Source organism: Flavobacterium sp. N2550 (assembly GCF_025947265.1).
Classification (GTDB): domain Bacteria; phylum Bacteroidota; class Bacteroidia; order Flavobacteriales; family Flavobacteriaceae; genus Flavobacterium; species Flavobacterium endophyticum.
In genome coordinates, this window is the sequence record NZ_CP110007.1 from 2,205,004 (window position 1) to 2,227,749 (window position 22,746).

General features: G+C 42.6%; 21 protein-coding genes. 9 read left to right on the forward strand and 12 right to left on the reverse strand.

Features of this window, described 5'->3' with window-relative positions; genetic code table 11:
• Window positions 1-129: 129 nt before the first annotated feature.
• Complete coding sequence (locus tag OLM56_RS09685) at window positions 130-921, forward strand: alpha/beta hydrolase (protein ID WP_264526809.1); 792 nt, start codon at window positions 130-132, stop codon at window positions 919-921.
• A gap of 126 nt (window positions 922-1,047) precedes the next feature.
• Here OLM56_RS09685 and OLM56_RS09690 read toward each other — a convergent pair whose 3' ends face one another.
• Together OLM56_RS09690 and OLM56_RS09695 are read right to left on the reverse strand one after the other, a co-directional pair.
• Window positions 1,048-1,764 (reverse strand): LytR/AlgR family response regulator transcription factor, encoded by a 717-nt coding sequence (locus OLM56_RS09690; RefSeq protein WP_264526810.1) that lies wholly within the window; start codon window positions 1,762-1,764, stop codon window positions 1,048-1,050.
• Complete coding sequence (locus tag OLM56_RS09695; RefSeq protein WP_264526811.1) at window positions 1,761-2,831, reverse strand: sensor histidine kinase; 1,071 nt, start codon at window positions 2,829-2,831, stop codon at window positions 1,761-1,763. The genes OLM56_RS09690 and OLM56_RS09695 overlap by 4 nt, the downstream gene beginning before the upstream one ends.
• 532 nt (window positions 2,832-3,363) lie before the next feature.
• On the opposite strand from OLM56_RS09695, the gene OLM56_RS09700 reads away from it, so the two are divergent.
• The 5 genes from OLM56_RS09700 (at window position 3,364) to OLM56_RS09720 (ending at window position 6,961) form a co-directional block, all read left to right on the forward strand.
• A complete protein-coding gene (locus tag OLM56_RS09700) occupies window positions 3,364-3,795 on the forward strand; it encodes a hypothetical protein (RefSeq protein ID WP_264526812.1) in 432 nt (143 codons plus the stop codon).
• A 25-nt stretch (window positions 3,796-3,820) separates the two neighbouring features.
• Window positions 3,821-4,135, forward strand: coding sequence for a hypothetical protein (locus OLM56_RS09705; protein ID WP_264526813.1), 315 nt, complete (start codon window positions 3,821-3,823; stop codon window positions 4,133-4,135).
• 110 nt (window positions 4,136-4,245) lie between these two features.
• A complete protein-coding gene (locus tag OLM56_RS09710; protein WP_264526814.1) occupies window positions 4,246-5,556 on the forward strand; it encodes a tetratricopeptide repeat-containing sensor histidine kinase in 1,311 nt (436 codons plus the stop codon).
• 264 nt (window positions 5,557-5,820) lie between these two features.
• The gene (locus tag OLM56_RS09715; RefSeq protein WP_264526815.1) at window positions 5,821-6,441 is read left to right on the forward strand and encodes a hypothetical protein; all 621 of its coding nucleotides are present in this window, start codon (window positions 5,821-5,823) and stop codon (window positions 6,439-6,441) included.
• A 55-nt stretch (window positions 6,442-6,496) separates the two neighbouring features.
• Complete coding sequence (locus tag OLM56_RS09720; protein WP_264526816.1) at window positions 6,497-6,961, forward strand: hypothetical protein; 465 nt, start codon at window positions 6,497-6,499, stop codon at window positions 6,959-6,961.
• 89 nt (window positions 6,962-7,050) lie between these two features.
• Here OLM56_RS09720 and OLM56_RS09725 read toward each other — a convergent pair whose 3' ends face one another.
• The 9 genes from OLM56_RS09725 to OLM56_RS09765 all read right to left on the reverse strand — a co-directional run bounded on the left by OLM56_RS09725 (window position 7,051) and on the right by OLM56_RS09765 (window position 19,196).
• Entirely contained in the window at window positions 7,051-7,659 is a 609-nt protein-coding gene (locus OLM56_RS09725) for a DNA-3-methyladenine glycosylase (protein WP_264526817.1), read from the reverse strand.
• A 244-nt stretch (window positions 7,660-7,903) separates the two neighbouring features.
• The gene (locus OLM56_RS09730; protein ID WP_264526818.1) at window positions 7,904-8,881 is read right to left on the reverse strand and encodes a DUF6268 family outer membrane beta-barrel protein; all 978 of its coding nucleotides are present in this window, start codon (window positions 8,879-8,881) and stop codon (window positions 7,904-7,906) included.
• Between the two features lie 35 nt (window positions 8,882-8,916).
• Entirely contained in the window at window positions 8,917-12,003 is a 3,087-nt protein-coding gene (locus OLM56_RS09735) for an efflux RND transporter permease subunit (RefSeq protein WP_264526819.1), read from the reverse strand.
• 24 nt (window positions 12,004-12,027) lie between these two features.
• Window positions 12,028-13,071, reverse strand: a complete 1,044-nt coding sequence (locus OLM56_RS09740) for an efflux RND transporter periplasmic adaptor subunit (RefSeq protein WP_264526820.1) — start codon at window positions 13,069-13,071, stop codon at window positions 12,028-12,030.
• A gap of 18 nt (window positions 13,072-13,089) precedes the next feature.
• Entirely contained in the window at window positions 13,090-14,439 is a 1,350-nt protein-coding gene (locus OLM56_RS09745) for a TolC family protein (protein WP_264526821.1), read from the reverse strand.
• 190 nt (window positions 14,440-14,629) lie between these two features.
• Window positions 14,630-15,241, reverse strand: a complete 612-nt coding sequence (locus tag OLM56_RS09750) for a TetR/AcrR family transcriptional regulator (RefSeq protein ID WP_182493856.1) — start codon at window positions 15,239-15,241, stop codon at window positions 14,630-14,632.
• Between the two features lie 71 nt (window positions 15,242-15,312).
• A complete protein-coding gene (locus tag OLM56_RS09755; protein WP_264526822.1) occupies window positions 15,313-16,083 on the reverse strand; it encodes a methyltransferase domain-containing protein in 771 nt (256 codons plus the stop codon).
• 89 nt (window positions 16,084-16,172) lie between these two features.
• Window positions 16,173-17,165 carry a PAS domain S-box protein gene (locus tag OLM56_RS09760; protein WP_264526823.1) on the reverse strand — a complete coding sequence of 331 codons (993 nt, stop codon included), beginning with the start codon at window positions 17,163-17,165 and terminating at the stop codon, window positions 16,173-16,175.
• 198 nt (window positions 17,166-17,363) lie between these two features.
• Entirely contained in the window at window positions 17,364-19,196 is a 1,833-nt protein-coding gene (locus OLM56_RS09765; RefSeq protein WP_264526824.1) for a tetratricopeptide repeat-containing sensor histidine kinase, read from the reverse strand.
• Window positions 19,197-19,552: 356 nt separating this feature from the next.
• On the opposite strand from OLM56_RS09765, the gene OLM56_RS09770 reads away from it, so the two are divergent.
• Window positions 19,553-20,764, forward strand: coding sequence for an aspartyl protease family protein (locus tag OLM56_RS09770; RefSeq protein ID WP_264526825.1), 1,212 nt, complete (start codon window positions 19,553-19,555; stop codon window positions 20,762-20,764).
• 2 nt (window positions 20,765-20,766) lie between these two features.
• Here the strand turns inward: OLM56_RS09770 and OLM56_RS09775 are convergent, their stop codons facing one another.
• Window positions 20,767-21,066 carry a SemiSWEET family sugar transporter gene (locus tag OLM56_RS09775; RefSeq protein ID WP_121377273.1) on the reverse strand — a complete coding sequence of 100 codons (300 nt, stop codon included), beginning with the start codon at window positions 21,064-21,066 and terminating at the stop codon, window positions 20,767-20,769.
• 200 nt (window positions 21,067-21,266) lie between these two features.
• Between OLM56_RS09775 and OLM56_RS09780 the strand changes: the two genes are divergently transcribed.
• Window positions 21,267-21,998, forward strand: coding sequence for an endonuclease (locus OLM56_RS09780; protein ID WP_264526826.1), 732 nt, complete (start codon window positions 21,267-21,269; stop codon window positions 21,996-21,998).
• A complete protein-coding gene (locus tag OLM56_RS09785; protein WP_264526827.1) occupies window positions 21,995-22,717 on the forward strand; it encodes a DUF72 domain-containing protein in 723 nt (240 codons plus the stop codon). The genes OLM56_RS09780 and OLM56_RS09785 overlap by 4 nt, the downstream gene beginning before the upstream one ends.
• Window positions 22,718-22,746: the final 29 nt, after the last annotated feature.

The following is a 22,746-nucleotide window of genomic DNA, read 5'->3' on the forward strand; positions in this document are numbered from 1 at the left end:
GCCTTAATTATTAATAATTTTTATAACTGTAAAATATTATTAATTTGACTTATGAGCAGATAGCAGGTAATTTTGCCCTGTATTTCAAATACAAACAAATAAATGTATCTATCTTAAATCTTTAAAAAAATGAAAACAAGACTTTCCTTCCAAAAAATCAAAGCTGTATTTTTTACGGCTGTCATGATGAGCTTGTTCGGCTATGCTCCAAAAGCAATGGCACAGACAGGACAAACGGTTAAAAATGTCGTATTGGTCCATGGGGCTTTTGCAGACGGTTCAGGCTATAATGCGCTGTATGATATTCTTACGAAAAGAGGATATAACGTTACGGTCGTGCAAAATCCGCTAAGCTCGCTGGCTGCCGATGTTGAGGCTACGCTTGCTGCATTAGACAGACAAGACGGACCAACGATCTTGGCAGGGCACTCTTATGGTGGCTCGGTCATCACGCAAGCGGGTTCTCATAAAAATGTAGCCGCATTGGTTTATATCGCCGCCTTTCAGCCGGATAACGGAGAGTCTGCGTTGGATTGGGCACAAAAACTGCCGCCTGCACCAGAAAACGGAATCTTGCCTCCAGATGAAAAAGGCGTGCTTTATTATGACAAAGCAAAATACCATGCTGGCTTTTGTGCCGACATTCCTAAAGAGAAAGCCGATTTTATGTATGCTTCACAAGGAAGGTTCTTTGCTCAAGCGATTGCTGCCAAGATAACCGACGCCGCATGGAAAACAAAACCTTCTTACGGAATAGTAGCTACTCAAGATAAAAGCATATTGCCAGAAATACAGCGTACTATGTATAAAAGATCGAATGCCAAAATCACCGAAATAAAAGGCAGCCACGTCGTGTTTATGTCGCAGCCGCAGGCCGTTGCTGATGTCATCATCAAGGCATCAAAAGAAGTAAAAAAATAAGAAAGCTAACGCAAGGCTTCGGGAGTCTTGCCTTATAAATCCAAAAAAGAAGAACGGGCCTGTATAGATCCGTTCTTCTTTTTTTAGGCAGCCCATAAGACTGCCATTGAAAGCCATGCTTGCTCGTTAAATAGGCGGAAGGTTCTTGCCCAGATACGACTCGACAAAATCCTTTTTGTAGACTTCGCCTATCGGTATTTCAATAGTATTGATATAGATGGTATGGGCATCAAAAGAAGTAATGTGCTCAGTATTGACCACAAACGATTTGCTGACCCTCATAAAATGGTCGGAAGCAATCAGCTCGTGCACGGTCTTGAGGTTCATTCCGGCAATAATCTTGTTGTTTTCGAGATGGATCACGGCAAAATCTTTGAGTCCCTCGAGGTACAGTATATTCTTATAGGTAATCTTATGGTAGCGTCGGTCTGCCTTGATAATCATAAACTCCTTTTCCATCTTTTCGGGAGCCGGCTGGCTGCCGTTGAGAAATTGGTGATAGGCAGTCGCTTTCTGCAACGCTTTTTCCAGGCGTTCTTGAGATATCGGCTTCAGCAGGTAATCGATAGCATCTACGGAATAACTGTCGAAAGCATACTGCGGAAAGGCCGTCGTGAAAATAATCAATGTCTCTTTTGGAACTTTTACGGCAAACTCCAAGCCCGTCAGTCCCGGCATTTCGATGTCAAGGAAAATGAGATCGGTGTGGTTGCCTGTCAAGTATTCCAATGCCTTGTCGGCACTGTTGAATACTTCGCTTATCTCGATGCCTCCAATGGTTTGCAAGTGGAACAGGAGGCCCCTGCGTGCCAAAGGCTCATCATCTACTATGATGCATTTCATAACGGTATGGTTAAGGTGACTTTATACAATTCTTCGGTTTCATATAATTCCAGGTCATGCCTGCCTTCGTACAAAAGGTCGAGCCTTCTTCGGATGTTGGCTAATCCCAGCCCGCCTTCTTCCGGCCGAGGCGAGATGACTTTGGATTTGGTATTCTGGCAAGTAAAGACCAGCTTGTCCTTGCTCGATTTAAACGATAGGCTGACATTCGAAGGGGCATTCGCTGTCTTGCTGTGCTTGGCCGCATTTTCTACAAAAATAAGGAAGAGGTTAGGCGGAATCGACAGCAAGGCGGTTTCTTCGGGTGAATGGTTTTCAATCGAAAAGCTGAAATCGTCTCTTCGGATGTTTTCCAGTTCCAAGAAATTCGTAAGGAACTTGATCTCCGATTGCAAGGATACCGTATTCTTATTGTTGTCATAGAGCAGATAACGCAGGAATCCGGATAGCTTCATGATGATTACCGAAGCAATTTTAGGCTCCGTAAAAACAAGCGTATTTACGTTATTGAGCATGTTGAATAGGAAGTGCGGATTGAGCTGGTTTTTTAGCTCGCCCAGTTCTGCCTCTAGCGAGCTTTTTTTCAAGTCGCTCATGCGCACGGCATCCCTGCGGCCACGCTGGAACAGCTTTATGCTGGTGGAAGCTAGCATGACAATAATCCACAGGTTTGTATGGTCTATGATAGCCATAAACAGGCTTGAATTTTCCTGTTCTTTGAAACTTCTGTATCCTTCGAACTTGTACTGCAAGGTGCCTTCGATGCCTACATAAAACAGTATAATCATAAAAATGAGTACCAGTAGGTACTGTAGGTATTTTTCTTTAAAGAGGAGCCTGGGTACCAGTACGTACATGTTCAGGTAGACCAGCAGTGCAAACGACAATGTATTTGCTACCCTGAGATAAAAGGCATAATTGCCCGTAAGCTCTATAGGTCCCATGGGTTGGCTGAATTCGGTTAGGATAAGATACAGCCATATCACCAGGTGTCTGTAGATGCGGTAGCGCTTTTCTATTAAAAAATTAACCATCGGGCTCGGCTGGGAGGATAGTTCTTTTGCCATCAGTCTATTTTTTTGTAAAGGAACTAAAAAAGCAGGCTTGTTTGTAGTTTCTATACCAACCTTATAATTTTCTCTACCAACCCGGCCTGTTTTTGGGATGAAAGCCGAGTAGTATATGTCCTAGCGTTTTAGTAAGTAGTAGCTATGTAGCAGTTTCGTTGCACTCTTGTTCGGGTTTTGCCCTGTTTTTGGCATATAAACCAAAAGAGGATCGGAAGGAGACTGGGAGAAAACTGGGAGATAACTGCCAGAACATACGGTATGGATACGGTATAGCTATGGTATGGCTACGCTTTAGCTGCGGAATAGCCGAGGTATATGACGGGGTAATACAGGAGTTGGAATTGGCCTCAAGTAGGAAGGCAATTGTATAGGAAAGAAGTATAAAGATAGGTGTTTTTGTTGTTTTGTAGCTAACTTGTTGATATTATTTTGTATAGCCTTTTTTGATGATGTTGTTTTAACATAATTAAGTAAGATTTTTATGTAAAAAATGTTACATTTGGTATACCAAATCTAAACAACATACACTATGGGCATTATTATATCGAAACTGGCCTTGAGCCAAACGAATACGGTTCCTTTTGAAATTGACCTTAGAGATTCTGACTATCCTATCGCGCCGTTGGTATTTGCCGAAAATACGGCAGAGCAAGACACTTTCCGGTTGCGGATTATTGCTTGTATTCCTTCTGATATCACGTTGCCGCCTACCTTTTTGGTAGAGGAGGACGGCAATCCGGTCAAGGTGAGCATTGCCGGAGGGCAGACGGTCTCGGCTCGCAGCTTTATTATAGAGTATGATGATTCTACGAGCACGCCCGAACAGCAATTTACGCTGTGGAGTATTGTTGTAGAATACAGCCTGAGGGGTATGACTTCTGTAGATTATATCCTTACCCGTCTTAGAAACATTGACCCAAAAACATCAAGGGGTACTGTGACGACCGTGCAGGAAGCCTAAGGTTTTTGAAAAAAACAACCTACCCATGCTAAAACCTACTATTTTTTACTGCTTCTTTTTTATGCTGTTCTGTTCTTCTATGCTGTCCCAAGAAGAATCGGAAATGAAGACGTTTGTCGGAGAGATGAAAAAGAAATCGCAAGTCTATAAGGACGCGATTAATTTTAGAAAAGCGCAATTTTTTTTTCTTACGAAAGAATGGGACTCGACCTTGTTTTATTCTATGAAACAGCTGGATGCTGCACCTGTGGCCGAATTGGATGATTATTGCCATTTCTTCAGGGGCGTGAGTTTTAAAAAAAAAAGCTTTTTGACGGAGCCAAGAAAGAGTTCTATCTGATCTCGAAATCCTTTCCGTTCTACTATAAAGTCAAGACGCATCTGGGAGAAATCTTTCTGGAACAGGAAAACTATTCTAAGGCAATTGACTATTTCAAGGAAGTAGAGGAATTGCCAAACAAGGAGCGTTATGATTTCAAGGCAAGCGCGCTGTATCATAACTTGGGAATTTCTTATTTCCATATCGAGCAGTATGCCGAAGCAGAGAAATACCTCTTCCGTAGCTTGGAACTGCAGGAAAGGGATAAAGACACTGTTAGGATGGTCAGTTCGTATATGGACATTGCGAATTTGTATTATGCGCAGTATAAGGACAATGAGGCAATACCGTATTTTGAGAAGGCCTACCAACTGTCTAAAAAAACCAAAGACTTTGAGCTAAAACAGAACTCGGCCTTAAATATGGCAGTGATGGAGGAGAACCGGAAGCAGTTTTCTAGGTCATTGGAATACCGCAAGGAGTATGAGAGCTGGAGGGATTCGCTAAACAACCAGAACAAAATATGGGCGCTGGCGGAACTGGAAAAGGAGTATGCGGTAACCGAAAAGGAAAAGGAAATCAAGGTGCTGAGAACGGAGAACAAACTGAAGATTGCCGAGCGCAATGCCTTGCTGCTTTCGTCTGTTTTCTTGATGGTGCTGTTTGGTGCGGGAACTTATTTCTTTAGGCAAAAGATAAAAAGCAACCGAATCATACTATCGCAGAAGAAAGATCTTGATCAGTTGAACCTGACGAAGGATAAGTTATTTTCGATCGTGAGCCACGATTTGAGGTCGTCTGTAAATGCCCTGAAAACCAGCAATAAGCAGTTGTTTGAGCAATTGGAAGCGAAGAGCTGGGCCCAACTGGATAAACTGCTGCAAAGCAACAGCTCGATTACCAATAGCATCTATAATTTGCTGGATAACTTGCTGAACTGGTCGATGCTGCAGACCAAGCAGCTGTATTTTAATATAGAAGCTATACACCTGCCATCGGTCGTACAGCAGGTAGCATATAATTATAAGCCGTTGATGGCCTATAAAAACATTGCGTTTGAATATGCTATTCCGAAGGGTATGTATGTGCAGGCTGATCTGGATTCGGTCAAGATTATCTTGAGGAATTTGTTAGACAATGCTATCAAGTTTTCTAAAGAAAAGGGCATAATAAAAGTATATTGCGAGGCTGGGGCAGCAGATTCTTGTCATCTGGTCGTAGAAGATTTGGGAGTAGGCATGCCGGAAGAAACCCGAGAAGAACTGCTACGGGAGTCAATACTGCTCAACAAGAAAAAAGGGCAAAACGAGATTGTAGGCACGGGATTAGGGCTGCAGCTGTGCAAGGAAATGGTGAAGAAAAATAACGGGCTGTTGTTGATAGAAAGCCAAGAGAATATAGGAACCAAAATTATAATTCAATTACCCAAAACAGCAAAATGATGGAAGGCATCTATTGAAAGTATTTTGGCAGAAGGCAATCATTTTGTAAAAGCGCCTGCTATTCATGCTGTGTTTGGCAGGCCTTATAGCAAAGAATAGGCATTTTGTTACATTCTATTCTTCTTGCTTTATTTTTGAGAGTAGTATTGCGTTACAGAATAGGATCCAGCATGCCCAAATATCTTTTCTTCAAAACAAAAAAAATGAAAACGAAACAGAACAAACAATCTTGCAACTATTTTTTAATCCGTAAAATATAATCACATGGACAGAATTAGATTAAACTTTATCAACAGATCAAATGATACCAATAATAGCAGTGTCGTGATTTTTCAACAAAATGTGGCAGAAGATTTCGGAGAACTTGCCATAGCGTGGAAAGTAATCGAAAATTGCGGACGGCTTGACAACCATCCTTTTGTCTTCCCGTTACTTTTCAGCGTATCGGCAAGCGATTCTTATGGAAATTATACGCCGCTGCTTACGGCTTATGATGGACAGGCTTTTGATATGATAAAAAGCACTTCAGGAGATATCCTCCAACTGTCTTCGACTCCTGCGACAAGTCCGACAGAAGTTGAAGTAAGAAACCAGTTGATACAAGGCGCTATTAATGCCAACTGCTACAAAGACGGCAAATTGCTGGCTACCAAAACAAGTTTGGCGCCAGGACAAAAAGCAGTGTTTGAATTCCAACCTAGGATTTATATAGGAGTTGTTTCTCAGATTCGAGAAGGTGAGGTGATGAATTCGGCTATTATTTCCCAAATCAACTCGGAAATCAACTTGTTCGGCATCACGAGTGCGGATATCGTAATGACAGGAGGCGGTCCTGGCAAATCGTCTCCGGCATTTAGCTTTACATTGGAAAATATCAACAAATAATTTCGATACAATCATAACCGATACACAATTACTAACGAACTTAAAAATACATACAATGGAAAATGTAGAAGAAAACACTTGGTATACGGGCGACTGGCGACCTGATGGCAATAATACCCAAGCCCCTTATAATGGACTGAAAATTGTGGCAACAGCAAATTATAGCGAAAAAACCAATCCGCCGACTGCAAGAAAATTAGTTTCTGTAGACTTGGAGGTAGTAGACTACACCTACAATCCGAATGGGGTATCGAGTTCCTTGCAACTGACTAAATCGGCTGTATGGTATGCTATTCCGATACCACCAGATACTACAGTATCGCCGCCAGAACCCAATATGCAGTTTACGGTGGTCGGTGTAGGCGGCAATCCGCTAGGCCATATAAGGTTAGACGTCACGCCAGTAGGTAGTTTCGTCAACATCCAATTTAGTTATGGGCCAACGAGTAGGAAAAGAGAAGAAATCGGCTATATCATGAGGTTTCCGAATCAGGACGACACTATTCAAGTAGAAGGATAACCTTTCTGTTTTCCGCAAGCCAAAAAGCCCATTATAGATGGGCTTTTTTAGTATAAGGGTTTGTATAAAGCTAAGAGTACAGCGCTTGTTTAAAGAACTTTGTTCGGCTTGCTCACATATTTATTGCCTATCACAAAAAACCGCCAAGGCAAAAGCGCGTGCTCTTGTGCATAGGCAACGCCTACACGAGGTACTGCTGCAATTTCATCGGCCGTATAGCGAATACCATGGTCTTCAATCCAGATTTCTTCTCCAGTTAATTCTTTTTTATTAAAGGAATGATCAATACCCAAAGCTTTAGCGGCAGAGCCAGGGCCGGAGGAAATAGCGGCTTTTGTCGCGGGCATCGTCCGTCTGAGTTCCATGGTTTCTATGCCGATGAGTGGTTCTATAGCTCTTATCAGTACCGCATGGGGCTCTCCCAGACCAGAACTCACGACATTGAAGAGATGGTGTATGCCGTAACACAGATAGACATAGGAAACGCCGCCTTCGCTATAGAGTGTCTCTGTCCGATTAGTACGCCGGCCACCATAGGCATGCGATGCCTTGTCTTGCACGCCAAAATAGGCTTCGGTTTCTACGATTACGCCTGCGGTTACTTTACCATCAATTTGGGTAAAAAGCACTTTTCCCAAAAGGTCTTTGGCTAAAAAGATTACATCTTGATTGAGATAATAGGAGAGTTGTAGCTTCAAAATCAATTCATTTATTGTTTCGTAAATAGGGGATAGTTGATATAAAATTCCCATCGGAAGGGTCAAGAACTCCTATCGACACAAAGGTATCGCAACCTCGGAGACATTTCTAACGGATGAAGGTAAAAAGTTATTCTGAACTAAACGTGCTTCTGTTTTCAAATCTCACTTTTCTTTGTCTACGTTAGTAAAAGAAAAAGCCACTCTTTTGAGTGGCTTTTTCAACTATAGTAAGCAAACAGTCCTAAAATGGATTATACGAAAAACCAATATTGAAATAGCCGTTCATATCTTGCTTTACTTCAAGATTGTCTTTGTCGCGTCTTTCGCCTCGTTCAGATAACTGACCTCCAAAGATGTTGGCAACGCCGCCTCTAAAGGTTGCGATCAGGCTTTTGTTGAGGTGGTATTCATAAATAAAGCCTGTCTTGACTTCGTTTCGGCTAAAGCTGTTTACGTTGGCAAAACCAGATTGGCTCGTGTAGGTGTAAAAACCTTCGCTTTCGAAAGCGCTTCCTAACGACAGCCTGCCGTTTTCGAGCAGCGGCCTTCTCATGTAGATATATCGTGGAACGATGAGGTCAAGCGTCCAAGCGGATCCTGCAAACTTGTGTTCGTAAGTGAAAACAGGGAGGGCCGGAAATTGAGAAGCGGGATCGACAAAGGCGACAAAACCTGCCCCGATGGTAGTTCTTTCGTTTTTCTTTAGGATGAGGGTGGTGAGAATCATACCTGTAATTCGTTCATAGCCTTCGTCTGAGCCGTCTGCAGTGACCGTGGCATTGAACATCACGGGCTTCTTAAAGAGCATCGAGAACTTGGTATAGCTGAGCGAGGTAGAGAAAAAGTGGTAGTCTTCACTTTTGGTCAGCGGAAAATCTTGGAAGTCTTCTGATACATTCCTGACTTTTTCTATGTCGAATGATTCCAGCTTGTATCTTGCCGATGCGGTTATCGACCAGGTTGGTTTTTTAATCAGCTGTACGTTCATTGCGGCCTTGAATCTTCTTTGGCTTTTGATGGTGCCTTCTTCGAGGTCTTTTCTTTTGTATTCAGAATCATAGTCCGTTTCTGAAAACAGCTCGTACTGAAGGTCGAGGAACCGCGTGGTGGGAAACTTGTTGGTAATTGCCTTGCCGGCTCTTTTCTTGATAGAATCGGATTGGGTTTGCGCCGAAACAGACATGACGGGCAAGAGGAGAAGCACAAAAACATTTTTCATAGTTTATAATTTTAGGGGTTAATGTTACAGATTGTTTATTTTGCGGGAGGGTGGTTTGTGAACGGCATTGTTTCTTCTGATGATTTTACGGCAATGCTTGGCGCTATCAGCTTGTAGACTACTGGGGTCACCAACCTTGTCAAGACGGTGGAACTTATGAGTCCGCCAATGATTACCCATGCCAATGGTGAATAGAATGGGGAGTTTTCGAGCACTAACGGCACCAATCCCAGAATTGCGGTCATAGAAGTGAGGATGATGGGCAAGAAACGGGTTTCTCCAGCTACTTCAATGGCTTGGTCAATGTCCATACCTTCTTCGCGGAGCTGATTGGTGAAATCGACGAGAAGAATGGAATTTTTGACTTCTATTCCTGCCAGGGCAATGATACCGATGCTTGCCATAAAGGATAGCGTGTTTCCTGTCAAGAACAAGATGACCACGGCACCTACAATTCCCAATGGGATAACAGACAGGACGATCAGCGAGCTCTTGAATGTCCTGAACTCTAACAACAGGATGGCCATAAATCCGAAAACAGTGATGAGGATAATGGTTCCGAGCCCGCCGAAGCTTTCCTGGCTGCTTTCGAGTTCTCCAGCGGCTACATAGGAATAGCCTTCGGGGAACTGAATCTTATTTATTTTTTCTAGAATCTTCTGGGTGGTTTCTTGGGTATTGTATCCGTTTTTTACATCGCTTGTAATCAGGGCATATCTGTTTTTGTCATAGTGCTTGATGAGCGGTACTGAGGTTTCATATTTCAGGTCGGCGACTTGCTGTATCGGAATTAGATTGCCGTTTTGCGACGTGATGTATAGCTTTTGGAATATTTCGGGCTTTGGGTGCTTGTCTCGACTAACGGATACGTTTATTTTATAATTGTCTCCCTTTTCGTCTTTATAATCGGCAACATTCAGGCCGCTGATGCCCATGCGGATGGTCTGGTCGATAGTGCTTGAGGGCAATCCGATTAATGCAGCCCTGTCTTTGTTGATATTTACTTTTATGTCTGTTTTGTAAGTCTGCAACAGGTTGTTAGGATAGATAACGCCCTCGATGTTTTTAATTTCGGTTTCTACTTTTGCGGCCAAAGAGCGCAGGGTATCGAGGTTGTCTCCAAAGACTCTTATGGCGATGGGTGCTTCGATAGGCGGTCCTTGCTCGAACTGTTTTACTTCGATTTTTGCTCCGGAATAGTTCTCAAACTTGGCTCGGAATTTTTCTATGATCCCCTCTAATTCTTCGATATCCATTTCATGCAGTCGTATGAAGATCTGTGCATAATTCGCGGCATCTTTGTGCGGATTGACATTATAGTAGATACGGGGATTTCCTTGTCCGACATTCGTATAGACGGCTTTGGCTCTTTTGTCTTGCATGATTGTCTTTTCGACATATCGGGCAATCTCATTAGTCTTATAAAGATTGGTTCCCAAAGGGGTTTCGATATTGACTAAAAACATCGGCTTTTCGGACCTAGGGAAAAGACTGAAGCCTACGACGTTTGTCAGGGCAATGCTTCCGATGAACAGGGCAACGGCGATTCCGATCGTAAGATAGGGTCTCGCCAAGGCTTGGTGCAATACGGGTTTATAGACTTTGTTGATTCCTTTTTGTAATTTTCGCAATACGATGTTTCCTTCTTCGTGGCTGTGTCTTTTTAGGATAAGGCTCGCTAAAAATGGAACGACGGTTAGGGAAACTAATAGGGAAGCCAATACAGTCGTGATTACGGCCATCGGCATGCTTCGGATAAAATCTCCTGACACTTCGGGTAGGAATACTATCGGCAGAAAGGACACAATCAGGATGGCGGTACAGCCGATAATAGCGACACCAATCTGGTGCGTGGCATCGATGGCGGCTCGATAGGGAGAATGTCCGTTTCGGAGGTAGCGCTCAATGTTTTCGATGACTACGATACTGTCATCCACTAAAAGTCCTAATGCTACCACGAGTCCGACAATGGTAAGCTGGTTGATGGTATAGCCCATAGAATCTAAGAGGAACAATCCGATGGCGATGGAAAGCGGAATGGAAATCATCACGACGGTTGCCGCACGAAGCCCGAGCGGGGTGAGGGTGAAAATAACGAGCAGTATGGCTATGCCGAAATCCCTGAAGAAATGGTTAAGCCTGTGGCCCACATCTTCGGCTTGGATAAAAGTGTTTTCTAGTTTAATGTTGGCAGGAAGCTTGTGCGAGAATTTTTCAATTATTGGGGCGATGTTTTCATTGTTCTTGATAATGTTGGTTTCTTTTTTCTCGCTTACGGCTATGAAAATAGCACGTTTTCCGTTGTAGCGGGCTATGTAGGTTTCGTCTTCGTAGCTCATGGTGACATCGGCAACGTCTTTGAGGTAAACGATACTTTCTCCTGAGGTCTTGATGACTGTATTTCTTATTTCTTCGAGGTCTTTGTAATCGCCGCTGGTCTTGACATTGTATTTTTTGTCGCCTGCATCTACGCTTCCGGCCGGAATGTTTTCGGCTTCTCCCTGGATGGTGTTCATTATAGCATCGAGAGCGATGTGGTTGTTGGCGATTTTTTCGAGGTCTACATTGACCTTAATCTGCTGTGCAGGATAGGCGAGGATTTCTACTTTTTTGACAGCTCCTACTTTTTCGATTTGTTTTTTTAGTTCGTCGGCACTGTCATAAAGTTGTTTGTACGTTGCGGTGTTGCTCAACAGAGCAATCTGGTAAGTATTTACGTCGGAGGGATCGATCTGCTCGACTTCAAGGCTTTGGAGGTTGCTGGGCAATATGCCTCTTAGGCTGTTGATTTCGCGTACGACCTCGTTGTGTTTGTCATCTACGTTGACGCCATAGTCGAATTCTACGGTAGTGACAGAAACGCCGTCGTTGATTTCGGTTTTTATTCTTTTGACATCATTGAGTTCGTTAATTTTGTCTTCTATCGGCTTTACGATAAGTTTTTCCATGTCCTCAGGACTGGTTCCGGGATAGACGGCTACAATCGGAAAATTAGGCGCATGAACGACTGGGTCTTCGCCTCTCGGCATGTTCAAAAAGGAATTGAGCCCAAGCGCGAGCGCGAGCAGAAACACCACTATTGTAAATTGGTAATTCTTGACTGAAAAGTTTACTATTTTCATTGTATCGGGTTTAGGGGTGTCGTATTATTTGGTTCCTGAGAGCTTGATTTTGGAGTCGGGCAGGAGATAGGCAGAACCGTCGGTAATGACAGTGGTTGTGTTTTCTAATCCGGAGCTCACGGCTACGCGGTCATTTTCTGTGAAGGCAATTTTTATCTTGTGCTGTTTTATGGTCTTGCCGTCGGGCTCAAGGGAGTAGACCGTTCCTGAATTTTCGTTCGCTTCAACTATGGCCGCACTTGGAATAAATTGCAGGAGTTCTTTATTTGAGGGATGAATCTTGACTTTTGCTGCTAATCCGTTGGCGAATTTAGCGCCTTGCGGATTGATTTTCAGCTTGACAGAGAAGGTTCCGGTTTCTGGATTGGCACCTACGCCTATTTCTGAAACTATGGCTTCAAATTCCTTTTCGCCATAAGCATCGGCGGTAATGGTGGCTTTGTCTCCTTTTTTTAGCTTTACCCAGTCTTTGTCAGACAATCCTAGTCGGATTACCCAATCGTTGTTGTTGGTGGAATTGATAGTATAGACGGCTGTTCCTGCGTTGGCAATTTCGCCTTCGTTCATCAGTTTTTTGATGACGCTTCCGGATTGGTTGGCATAGATGGCAGCATGCTGCTTGTTGAATTTTGCAATCTGGTAGGCTTGCATTGCGGTGCTGAGCGCGGTATTGCTGTTTTCAAATTCTTCGGTTGTAGCCGCATTGTCTTTGTAGAGATTCTCCATTCTCTTATAGTTTCGCTGTGCTTTTTCGAAGTCGTTTTTGGACTGTTGTAGCTGTGCGGCAATTTCGGTCGTGTTGAGGGTGGCGATTAATTGTCCTTTTGCGACTCTGTCTCCTTCTTGCACATATAGCTTTTCTATAATACCACCTACTTTGAAGGAAAGGTTGGCTTCGACATCGGACGTGATGATGCCGCTTGAAATAATTGGACGGGCGTATTCTTCTGTAATGATTTTTGCCGTCTTGATTGTGATGGCATCGTCTTGAACGGCCGCTGTTTCTTTTTTGCCACAGGCAACGATTAGGGCAAATGCCATGAACGGGATAAGTTTGTATCGTTTCATATTTTTATTTTTTGAGTTTTAAAATTGATAAGAGGCAGCGGTGCGTTCTACTTCTGCCAGTTTGATGAGTACGTTGGTGTTGGACTGCTCAAATGCCAGTTGTCCGTTGATGAGCTGCGTGAAGGCATCGTTCAGTTCGACCAACAGCACAAGCCCTTGGTCGTATCTTGCCTTGGTTTCGCGGTAGTATTCTTCGAGGGATTGCAGGTTTTCTTTCGCGCTCTTAAATTGTGCTTCGGCAGTATCGAGTTCGTTTGTGGCGGTAGTAAGCTGGAATTGGAATTGTTTTTCGGTTTCATCAAGCTGGGTGTTTAGCGATGTGGCTTCTGTTTTGGCAATTTTCACTCTGTTACGGGTCTGGAAGCCGGTGAAGAGATCCCATTTGAGTGAAACGATTCCCGTCAGGTAGCGGTCGTCTGGGTCGAACTTGAGGTAGTTGTTTTGGTATCCTAGATTTAGGGACGTATTTATAGTGGGAAAATAGGAGGCTTTTTCTAGACTGATATTGTATTCTGCTTGCGTAAGGGCGCTTTTTAAGACAGTTATTTCTTCCCTGCCAGATGTTTCAAAAGATGGCGTTTTCATTTGTGTTTTCGAAAAGCGGAAGCCTGTCGTGTCTATGGCTACTTTGTCGGTAAGGGCGGTATTTGTCAAAAAATTAAGATAGGCATTGGCTGTTTTCAGGTTGTTTTCAGCCTCGGCTAATTTTGCCTGATTGTCGTTGATATCGGAAAGAATTCTCAACGCATTGCCTTTTAAAGCCTTACCGTTTTTGACTCTTGATTCGGTCAGCTTATAGTTTTCCTGCAACAGTTTTGCTGCGTTTTTAAATATTTCGATCTGGTTGGTTGCCATAATGCTGTTATAATAGGCAGTCTTGATGTCTTTTACAAGGCTTCTTTTATAGACCATGACTTCAGCTTGTTTTTGGTTGATGGCTTCTTTCCTGATTTTGTTGCTGATGTAGATTTCGGCATTGACCAAAGGAAGAGTTACCGATAACCTATGGTCGTAGAAATCGTTGGCATTGAGGTTGAATTTCTGGTTGGCGATGTTTTGGAAATTGTTGGTTCCGGTCAGCTGATTTAAAGTGCTGTAAACCGGATTCATTAAATCTCCAAGAGGCAAGTCAACGGTACGCCCTCCGCTGGAATAGAAGTAGTCGCTCCTGAAAGAGAGCGTAGGATAGAAGAGTCCGCGGGCTTCTTTTAGTGCATAGGACGCTTTTTGCAGGTCGAAATTTTGCTGCTTGAGGGCGAGGTTTTCCTTCAGCCCTTTTTGGATGTAGCTGTCAACGGTATTGTTTTGGGCATAGGTAGGACTTATGGCCAAAATCGCTACGGCTAGGATGGTGGTAGTTGCTTTCATTGAAGTGGTTTTATTTTATGAGCGGTGTTTAGTTTGTGTCTAAATTTTTTTAGACAACGAGCGACTATGATAATTATTAGTATACTCATGTTATTAAATGAACAGTGTTTATTGATGATGCCAAAAAAATACCGTTGGTACGGCATGATTTTAACGCAGAAAATTATTGCATATTGTGGCTGTTTAAAAATTATGTTGCAATACTGTCTACGAAGGTGTCGAAAGATCGTATAAAAAAGTCTTTCATGTTGACTTCTTCAAACATTTTGCAACGGTCTCTAATATGCAAGGCTATTATTCCGTGCAGGTAGCCCCATATAGCGAGTGAAGCGAGTTCTGGGTCTTCGTATCGTATTCTTTTTTGTTCGACGCATCTTTTCATTACAGACAGCAGGAAATCATAAGCAATCAATCCGCTTCCCCATTGTTCTTTTTTTCTGTTGATAAGCTCTAATGGCTTCTTGATAATGAACATTAGGTCATAATACTCTTGATTGTCAAAAGCAAATTCGATATAGATGTGTCCAAGCCTTTTTAGATAGACGATAATATCGTCATTGGTATCCAGCTTTTCAAAATCCTTGTTCATCTGGGCAAAACCTTGCTGCATGATATAGTGCAGTATCTCGGTCTTGTCTTGAAAATAAAGGTATATGGTTCCTACGCTGTATTCTATTTTGCTGGCAATGGCCCTGATGGATGTCTTTTCATAGCCTTGTGTCAGAAACATTTCAGTGGCGGCTTTCAAGATAATCTCCTTCATTTCAAGCTTTTCTCTTTCTTTTCTCTCTTTGATTCCCATGATCTGTTTTTATGATTGCAAATATAATGAACGGTGTTCAATAAAAAAACTTTTTTGAAGATAATTTGTATTTATAAGGGTTTCTTGCCGTAAAGAAGGATTCTCTTAAAGGCATAAAGAGCCGGCAGTTTTTGAAAATGCGCTACAATTTTCTTTTTAAAGGTTTCGATAAAAAGTTCTTGGTCGGCGCCTTCTAGACGTTCGAGGTACGGAATCAGAGCGGAACCTGAAATAAAATCATAGAGCGTATCATGGTTTTCTGTAACGATCGGATATACTTTTTGCATAATGTTGATATTCGTCAGGCCGCCTTCAAAGAATAGTTGTGCGTAATCGTCTATACTTACTAGAGGCGATATCCTTTTCCATCCGTCGAGTGCTGTTCTAAAAGGTTCTTGGTCGACAAGATCGAGCAGTATCTGATTGAGCACGTTTTCTTTTTGTACGGGCATTTGGATTGCAATCTGTCCGCCTGGATTGAGCATTGCAATTAGTTTCGGGAATAGCTGGTGATGGTTGTCTGACCATTGCAGGGCAGCATTGCTGAAGAGCAGGTCCCATCTTTTATCTAGCTCTGCGGTTTCTTCTATGGTAGCAAGGCAGAAATGAAGCCGATCGGTCTTATATTGACTTGATTTTGAAAGCATTTCGGCTGATGAATCTACTCCAAGAAAATTAGAATTTTTAAATCGTTCTGCGAGCAAAGAAGTCTGTTCGCCTGTGCCGCAGCCGATATCAATCGCGTTCATTGCTTCAAGTGGTTCTATGAGGTCGGCAAGGTCAAAGAAAGGTCGGTAGCGTATGTCTTTGAATTTATTGTATGTTTCCGGATTCCAAGGCATGATACTGTATTTTGATAGGCCTGAGCGAGGCAGACGAAAGATACAAAATTTTGCAATGCGGAGGTACAATCAATCGACTTAGCAATTTGCTATTGGTTGGCTTTTTCTACAATTTCGCGTATGCTTTTGTCGAGCTGGTTGCCGCAGGTTATGAAATGCTCGAGCAGCTGCGTCCCTTCTGGAGACTTCATATCGATATCCTTGGCGAGATGCAGTATGCCCATCATATTGGCAAGCGGCGCCCTGACAATATGCGACTGGGTGAAGGCAATGTCTTGCAACTTTTTGTTTTTTTCTTCAATGTCTTGGATATAGCGGACGCGTTCTGTAATATCATTAGCGGCTACAAGCACATGTTTTTCATGGCTTATATAGATGATGTTGCTGACTAATTCGACATAGATGATTTCTCCATCTTTTTTCTGATGGCGGTAGAGGCCGCTTGAAAATAGCTTGTCGTGGTTTCTTAAAAATTCGATGGCTTCATCAAGTTTTTGTACATCTTCTGCCGGCCGAATGTCTTTTAACGTCATCTCTTCGAATTCTTCTTTAGAATAGCCATATTTCCGTATTGCGGCATTATTGACGGTACGGAATTTTAGTGTCTCTACATTATAAATCCACATAGGCATAGGACTTAGCTGGAAGAGGTCGGTATATCGTTTCCGCGATTCTTTTAAAGTGAGGAGTATCTTGTTTTTTTCTATGGCATGCACGATACTTTTGTAGACGAGCCATGAATTCATCTCTCCTTTTATGATGTAGTCGGAGATATTCAGCGACAAGAGTTCATGGGCATAATCTCTATATTTTTCATCTAAAAGAACGATGACTTTGCAGAGGTCGATAACCTTTCCTATTTCTGAGATTAGGTCTTGCTCTTTGTTTTCTTGTAGGTCTAAGTCGAGAAATGTGATATCGAAAGAGGAATGGGCTAATTCGTTTTTGGCCTGCTCAAAATCTGTTGCATGGACAATTATCGGGGAAGAGATTCGCTTATGCAGCATTTTTTGCATGATTTGAAAATCTTCGGCGTTATCCTGAATGAGTAGGATCTTATAGGGGGATTGATCTTTTGCCATACATTAGTATTTAAAAGTTGAAACGGTAGTCTGGGGAGACTGGCGGGTAGCCTTGTTACTAATTTACGTCAGAAGTACAGGGCGTATGTTATAGAATAAAGGTGTTTTATTATATATTCATGGACAAAATGCGAATATTTAGCTGTTTATAGTATGTTTCTTAGAATTGCCTTCATAATTGTATACTATTTCTCTTTTTTAAGAGAAAGGCAAATCCACAATAAAGGTAGTACCGCGGGCTTCGTTATTTTCAAACCAAATTCTGCCTTTGTGGGCTTCAACGATCTGCTTTGAAATCGCGAGTCCCATACCAAAAGGCTGCTCGCCTGCAGTGCCGGGTCTTTTGGCTTCGGTAAAAAGATCAAATATCTTTTCGCTCATCTCGGGCGGTATGCCAATGCCTTCGTCTTTTACTAATATGCGGATGTCGTGTTCTTTCTGCATCATTTTGATGTTGATTCTGGTGCCGCTAGGACTAAACTTGATGGCATTTGCAATGAGATTGCTGATGACCCGCCAGAGCTTTTCGCGGCTTGCCGCAACTACTGCGGGAATAACTTCTAAACTAAGCTGCTGTTCTTTGGCTGCTGCCTTGCTGTTTAAGAGCGACACGCAGTATTTTAGCATTTCGGCTATATCTACCGGTTCTTTCTTTAGTTCTTCGCTGCTAAACTGCAATTGCAAAAGATTATCCACCAGCTCAAGCGAATGCTGGCTCGATGTCTTGATCAAGTCAAGCAGGATTTGGTCTTCCTCGGGCCTGTCGTTTTCCTCCAGCATCATAGAAGTGACAGAATAGATGCCTCCCATAGGATTGCGGAGGTCGTGTGCTACAATGCGCAACATGCGCGTATTGTCGGCTTGGCTTTGCTCGAGTGCAGACAATGCTTCCTTCATCTGGTTGTTTTGCTGTTTGCTGCGACGTAAATGCTTGCGGATGGAAATAATCATAAAAACAGCCAGCAAAAAAGCAATGCAGGATAATATAGTCAAGGCCACTTGATACATATAGCGGCCTTCTAAAGCCTTCACCTGTTCGTCTTTGAGCGCATAGTCGATATAATCGATACCCGATTGGTTGTTTAGTTTTGCCTCTTTGTCGTGAATGTCGATGAGCTTTTTGCTGTAGTTTCCTGCCATGGCATGATCTCCGCGGGTGTCGTAGAACTCAAACAGCTTGCGGGTCAAGATCTCGCTATAGAATAAGTAATCGTTGTGCTCGGCAATGGCTAAGGCTTGACTGTAATAGGTTACGCTTTTTTCTGGATCGGTCTTTTCTAATTGCTGTGCTATATCTATGTGCATGTCCATTGACACATAGTATAACTTTTGATCGATGGCTGTCGCAATAGTTTGCTCTAGCAACGCCAAGCCTTCGGCGCGCTTGCCATGGCTGATAAGGTCATCGGCTATGAGCTGATCTATAGCTACCAACGTTCGCTTGTCTTTGTATTTTGCAGCAATTTGTTTGGCGATAGTAATATAATATCGGGTCGAATCTCTACTGAAACGGGCAGGATACGACAGCAAATAGTTATAAATAACCAAAGACCGGATGGAGTCTGTGCGGAGCTGTCTTGCCTGCCTAAACGCCTGATCGTAGCGCTGGATTGCCTTATCGTCTTTGCCCATTTCTTGATAGACCATGGCAATGTTCATTAAGGCTTGAACCGAATTGACGGAATCTACCATTTTCTTATAGCCCGTATATCCTTCGTTATAATACTTTAAAGCCAGCTGAAAGTTGCCCTTGATATCAAAAAAGATACCCAGGTTGTTCATCGCATCGGCCTTGCCGCGTTCGTAATGGTGCCGCTCGGCAATGTCGCGAGCCATTCGGGTATAATAAAAAGTACTGTCTGCATTCTTTTCATACAGCAGCGTGGCCATTCGGTTGAGCGCATCTACATAACGCAGGCTGTCCTTGATTTTAGGAAGAGAGGCCTGGATGTTTTTTAGCTCAGAGGATTGTCCCCAGCCTAAATAGCACGATAGTAGCAACAGACAGAAAAACAGTAGTCTTTTTTCCATAGCCTAAAAGTTTATTCTAGATTGATGTTTGGTAGATGGGAATGCCCGAAGCACTTGCTAATTTAAGCATTTATATGATATGTAGTTTATAGTGGATAGTTTATAGTTTATAGTTGAAAGTCATAAAGTTGTAAAGTCGTAAAGTCTTAAAGTTGAAAGTAGGAGGAGTAGGGCAGCAACCTACAAGCAAAGGCAAGCATTCCGATAAAACCGAAAACATCTCCAAACCCAACTACCAACTATCCACTAACAACTGTCAACTATAAACTATCCACTACCAACTATCCTAAATATTTCTTCTTGAATCCCTCATAATCAATTTTCGATTCCTATTTTTGTGTAAACTCACTTTTAAGATGATGAAACGATTAGCATTATTTCTGTTTACCACAATTGCTTTTGCCCAATCCAAGCAAGAAATCAAAGAAGGAAAGATAAGACGCGACAAATACCTTTTTACAGTCGAAGCCAATCCGAAAAAATTCAATGCTACTGTCAAGTTTGATTACGTGTATGACGAATTGCTGATTCCAGTTACGATAAACGGAAAGACGTACAATTTTCTTTTCGATACCGGTGCCGTAACCATTCTGTCTCCCGAGCTTGTCGCAGAGTTGGGATTAAAGCCTGTGACCTCAAATAAGTTAATTGATGCTGCTGGAGTGCAAACAGAAGCACCGATTTTTATGCTTGACAATCTAAGCGTATCGGGCGTTACGTTTTCAAAGGTGGGGTGTGCCTCAATGAGCCTTGATTCCTTTTCTACCGTATTTTGCAGCAAGATACATGGCGTTTTTGGCACCAACATGATGAGGCTTGGCAACTGGAAGATTAACTACGACAGCCATACCATCGATTTTTCTACCGATAAGATAAAGCCAGGCTTTGAGCATAATACAGTAGACTTCGAGCCCAATTTTTCCGGCAGCCCTATAGTACATCTTATTACAGGAGGCATCCGGTTTCCTGCCTTGATTGACACCGGAAATAATAAGTATATCGATCTTCCAGATACCGTATACAAGCAGTCAAGATTGCCAAAAACCGCTATTTCAAGAAAGAGCCATGGCAGGGCCTCTTTTTCACTGAGCGGCAATAACAACCAAGAAGAAATAGCTGTCTTGGCAGATTCGCTTTACTTTGGGGAAATAGCGCTGACAAACCAGCGGCTAGGTGTCAGCCCAAGCTCCCAGATTCTTATAGGAAACAAATTCCTGAAGCAATTTAAAGAAATCATCATTTCTTGGGACAAATCGAAAATCTACGTTCCAAAACAGACGCTGCCGCTTGAAAAAGAATTTGCGTTTGGATTTACGCCATTCATAGAAGACGGCAAATTGGTTGTGGTAGAAATTTGGGAAGGTTCTGAAGCTAAAAATAAAGGAATGGCAATAAACGACGTCATTCTAAAAGTCAATGAGGTAAACATGACGGCAATGACCCCAGAACTTTGGTGCGAATTTCTAGGCATGACCAAAGACAAAGAGTCTGTAACCGTAGAATTCCAGAAAGCAGATGGCAGCACAAACTCCTTGCAGCTCAACCGTTTTGAACTGCTGAAACTTTAGCCCTATTTATCATCTACTTTTAAAGCCTTATGAATACCCTTTATTTTTTTGTCTGAAATCCAAGACAAGAAGAGTATGATCATGCTTATCAGAGACGATATGGCATTTGCAATGATCAACGGCCAGTCCGATTGCAGTATTCCATAAATCACCCATAAAGAAGTACCCGTCAGCAATACGAGATACGTATTTGCCGACACGCCCTTGCTTGTTTTCTCCTTAATAATCTTATAAGCCTGCGGGAAATTCGCGATTGTGGTAAAGAAGGCCGCCAATATCCCGATGATTGATGTTGTTTCCATAGTGTTGTGCATTAGGCGCAAGCTAATTTCTGCCTAAAAAAACGATTGGGCTTATACTTATCCTTCAAAATGTTTCATGATTGCCGTTTCTTGTCCACCTCATACAACATACAAACAAATGATAAAATCATATAAGAGTATATTGTGGGAAGGGGCTTACTTTTAAGTAGCGTACGTCATTAAAGCAATACCGAGAAATAATGCCAGAAGGTCCAAGCATAGTCATTCTAAAAGAAGAAGTCCAGCAGTTTGAGGGGAAAGAGATCATTGCTGTTTTTGGAAACAGCAAAATCGACCAATCCCGGCTGCTGCACCAAAAAGTAATCTCTTTTCGGAGCTGGGGAAAACATTTTCTGGTCTGCTTCGAAGACTTTACGCTGCGCATCCATTTCCTGCTATTCGGAACCTACCGCATCAATGAAGCCAAAGAGTCGCCCGTACGGTTGAATCTTACCTTCCCGAACGGCGAGATCAATTTGTATTCCTGTTCGATAAAATTTCTGGAGGGCGACATCAATTCACATTACGATTGGAGCGCCGATGTGATGAATGAAAGCTGGAATCCGAAAAAAGCGAAAGAAAAACTGAAAGAAATCCCCAATAAGCTAATCTGTGATGCCCTGCTGGAACAAGACATTTTTGCGGGCGTGGGAAACATAATCAAGAATGAAGTCTTATATAGAGTCCGCATCCATCCCGAATCGCTGGTGGGAAAGATTCCCAAGAAAAAAATCAATGAGCTTGTTGAGGAAGCCCGCAACTATAGCTTTCAATTCCTAGACTGGAAAAAAAACTACGAGCTCAAGAAGCATTGGCTGGCACATACCAAAACCCAATGCCTACGGTGCGACCTTCCGATACTGAAGAAACATACCGGAGTCAAAAAGCGCAGGAGCTTTTTCTGCGAGAACTGTCAGATACTGCACCAATGAAAAAAGAAACGATACTGATCGGCTGTTCAAGCTACAACACGGCAGAATGGAAAGGCCTATTCTATCCAGAAGACCTGCCCAAAAGCAAATGGTTTCAATTCTACTGCCAGCATTTCTCTACCTATGAGCTCAATGCTACATTTTATAGGTTTCCGACCGTCAAGAGCCTCCAATCGTGGTACGAAAAGAGTCCAGAAGAATTCACATTCTCCGTAAAGGCTCCCAAACAGATTACCCACATCCAAAAGTTTGCCGACTGCGAAGCACTCATTAAAGATTTCTATGCCGTCTGCAACGCTGGATTAAAAGACAAATTAGGATGCGTATTGTTCCAACTGCCGCCAAGTTTCGCCTATACCGAAGAAAGGCTTCAACTGATTTTAGGATACCTAAAACCCGAATTCAAGAACGTAATAGAGTTTCGCAACGAAAGCTGGTGGAACAGCCAAGTCTTCGATGCCTTTTCAAAAAGCAAGGCCGTCTTTTGTAACGTTCGCTATCCGAAACTGCCGGAAGGTATTATCAAGACTTCGAGTGTCGGATACCTGCGATTCCACGGCAGCCAGAAATTGTTTTATTCCAGCTACAGCAAAGAAGAACTCGAGAAAGTGCATGATGAAATCAAGAAGAGCGGTGTCGAAACCTTCTTTGTTTATTTTAATAATACGGCGAGTTCGGCCGGAATACTAAATGCATTAGAAATGAAGCGATTGCAATAGCTACCAAATCCTGCAATTTTTGTCGAGAA

Coding starts and splice junctions, on each gene's coding strand:
- OLM56_RS09685 (WP_264526809.1), top strand. CDS start 130: ATGAAAACAAGACTTTCCTTCCAAAAAATCAAAGCTGTATTTTTTACG.
- OLM56_RS09690 (WP_264526810.1), bottom strand. CDS start 1,764: ATGAAATGCATCATAGTAGATGATGAGCCTTTGGCACGCAGGGGCCTC.
- OLM56_RS09695 (WP_264526811.1), bottom strand. CDS start 2,831: ATGGCAAAAGAACTATCCTCCCAGCCGAGCCCGATGGTTAATTTTTTA.
- OLM56_RS09700 (WP_264526812.1), top strand. CDS start 3,364: ATGGGCATTATTATATCGAAACTGGCCTTGAGCCAAACGAATACGGTT.
- OLM56_RS09705 (WP_264526813.1), top strand. CDS start 3,821: ATGCTAAAACCTACTATTTTTTACTGCTTCTTTTTTATGCTGTTCTGT.
- OLM56_RS09715 (WP_264526815.1), top strand. CDS start 5,821: ATGGACAGAATTAGATTAAACTTTATCAACAGATCAAATGATACCAAT.
- OLM56_RS09720 (WP_264526816.1), top strand. CDS start 6,497: ATGGAAAATGTAGAAGAAAACACTTGGTATACGGGCGACTGGCGACCT.
- OLM56_RS09730 (WP_264526818.1), bottom strand. CDS start 8,881: ATGAAAAATGTTTTTGTGCTTCTCCTCTTGCCCGTCATGTCTGTTTCG.
- OLM56_RS09735 (WP_264526819.1), bottom strand. CDS start 12,003: ATGAAAATAGTAAACTTTTCAGTCAAGAATTACCAATTTACAATAGTG.
- OLM56_RS09740 (WP_264526820.1), bottom strand. CDS start 13,071: ATGAAACGATACAAACTTATCCCGTTCATGGCATTTGCCCTAATCGTT.
- OLM56_RS09745 (WP_264526821.1), bottom strand. CDS start 14,439: ATGAAAGCAACTACCACCATCCTAGCCGTAGCGATTTTGGCCATAAGT.
- OLM56_RS09750 (WP_182493856.1), bottom strand. CDS start 15,241: ATGGGAATCAAAGAGAGAAAAGAAAGAGAAAAGCTTGAAATGAAGGAG.
- OLM56_RS09755 (WP_264526822.1), bottom strand. CDS start 16,083: ATGCCTTGGAATCCGGAAACATACAATAAATTCAAAGACATACGCTAC.
- OLM56_RS09760 (WP_264526823.1), bottom strand. CDS start 17,165: ATGGCAAAAGATCAATCCCCCTATAAGATCCTACTCATTCAGGATAAC.
- OLM56_RS09765 (WP_264526824.1), bottom strand. CDS start 19,196: ATGGAAAAAAGACTACTGTTTTTCTGTCTGTTGCTACTATCGTGCTAT.
- OLM56_RS09770 (WP_264526825.1), top strand. CDS start 19,553: ATGATGAAACGATTAGCATTATTTCTGTTTACCACAATTGCTTTTGCC.
- OLM56_RS09775 (WP_121377273.1), bottom strand. CDS start 21,066: ATGGAAACAACATCAATCATCGGGATATTGGCGGCCTTCTTTACCACA.
- OLM56_RS09780 (WP_264526826.1), top strand. CDS start 21,267: ATGCCAGAAGGTCCAAGCATAGTCATTCTAAAAGAAGAAGTCCAGCAG.
- OLM56_RS09785 (WP_264526827.1), top strand. CDS start 21,995: ATGAAAAAAGAAACGATACTGATCGGCTGTTCAAGCTACAACACGGCA.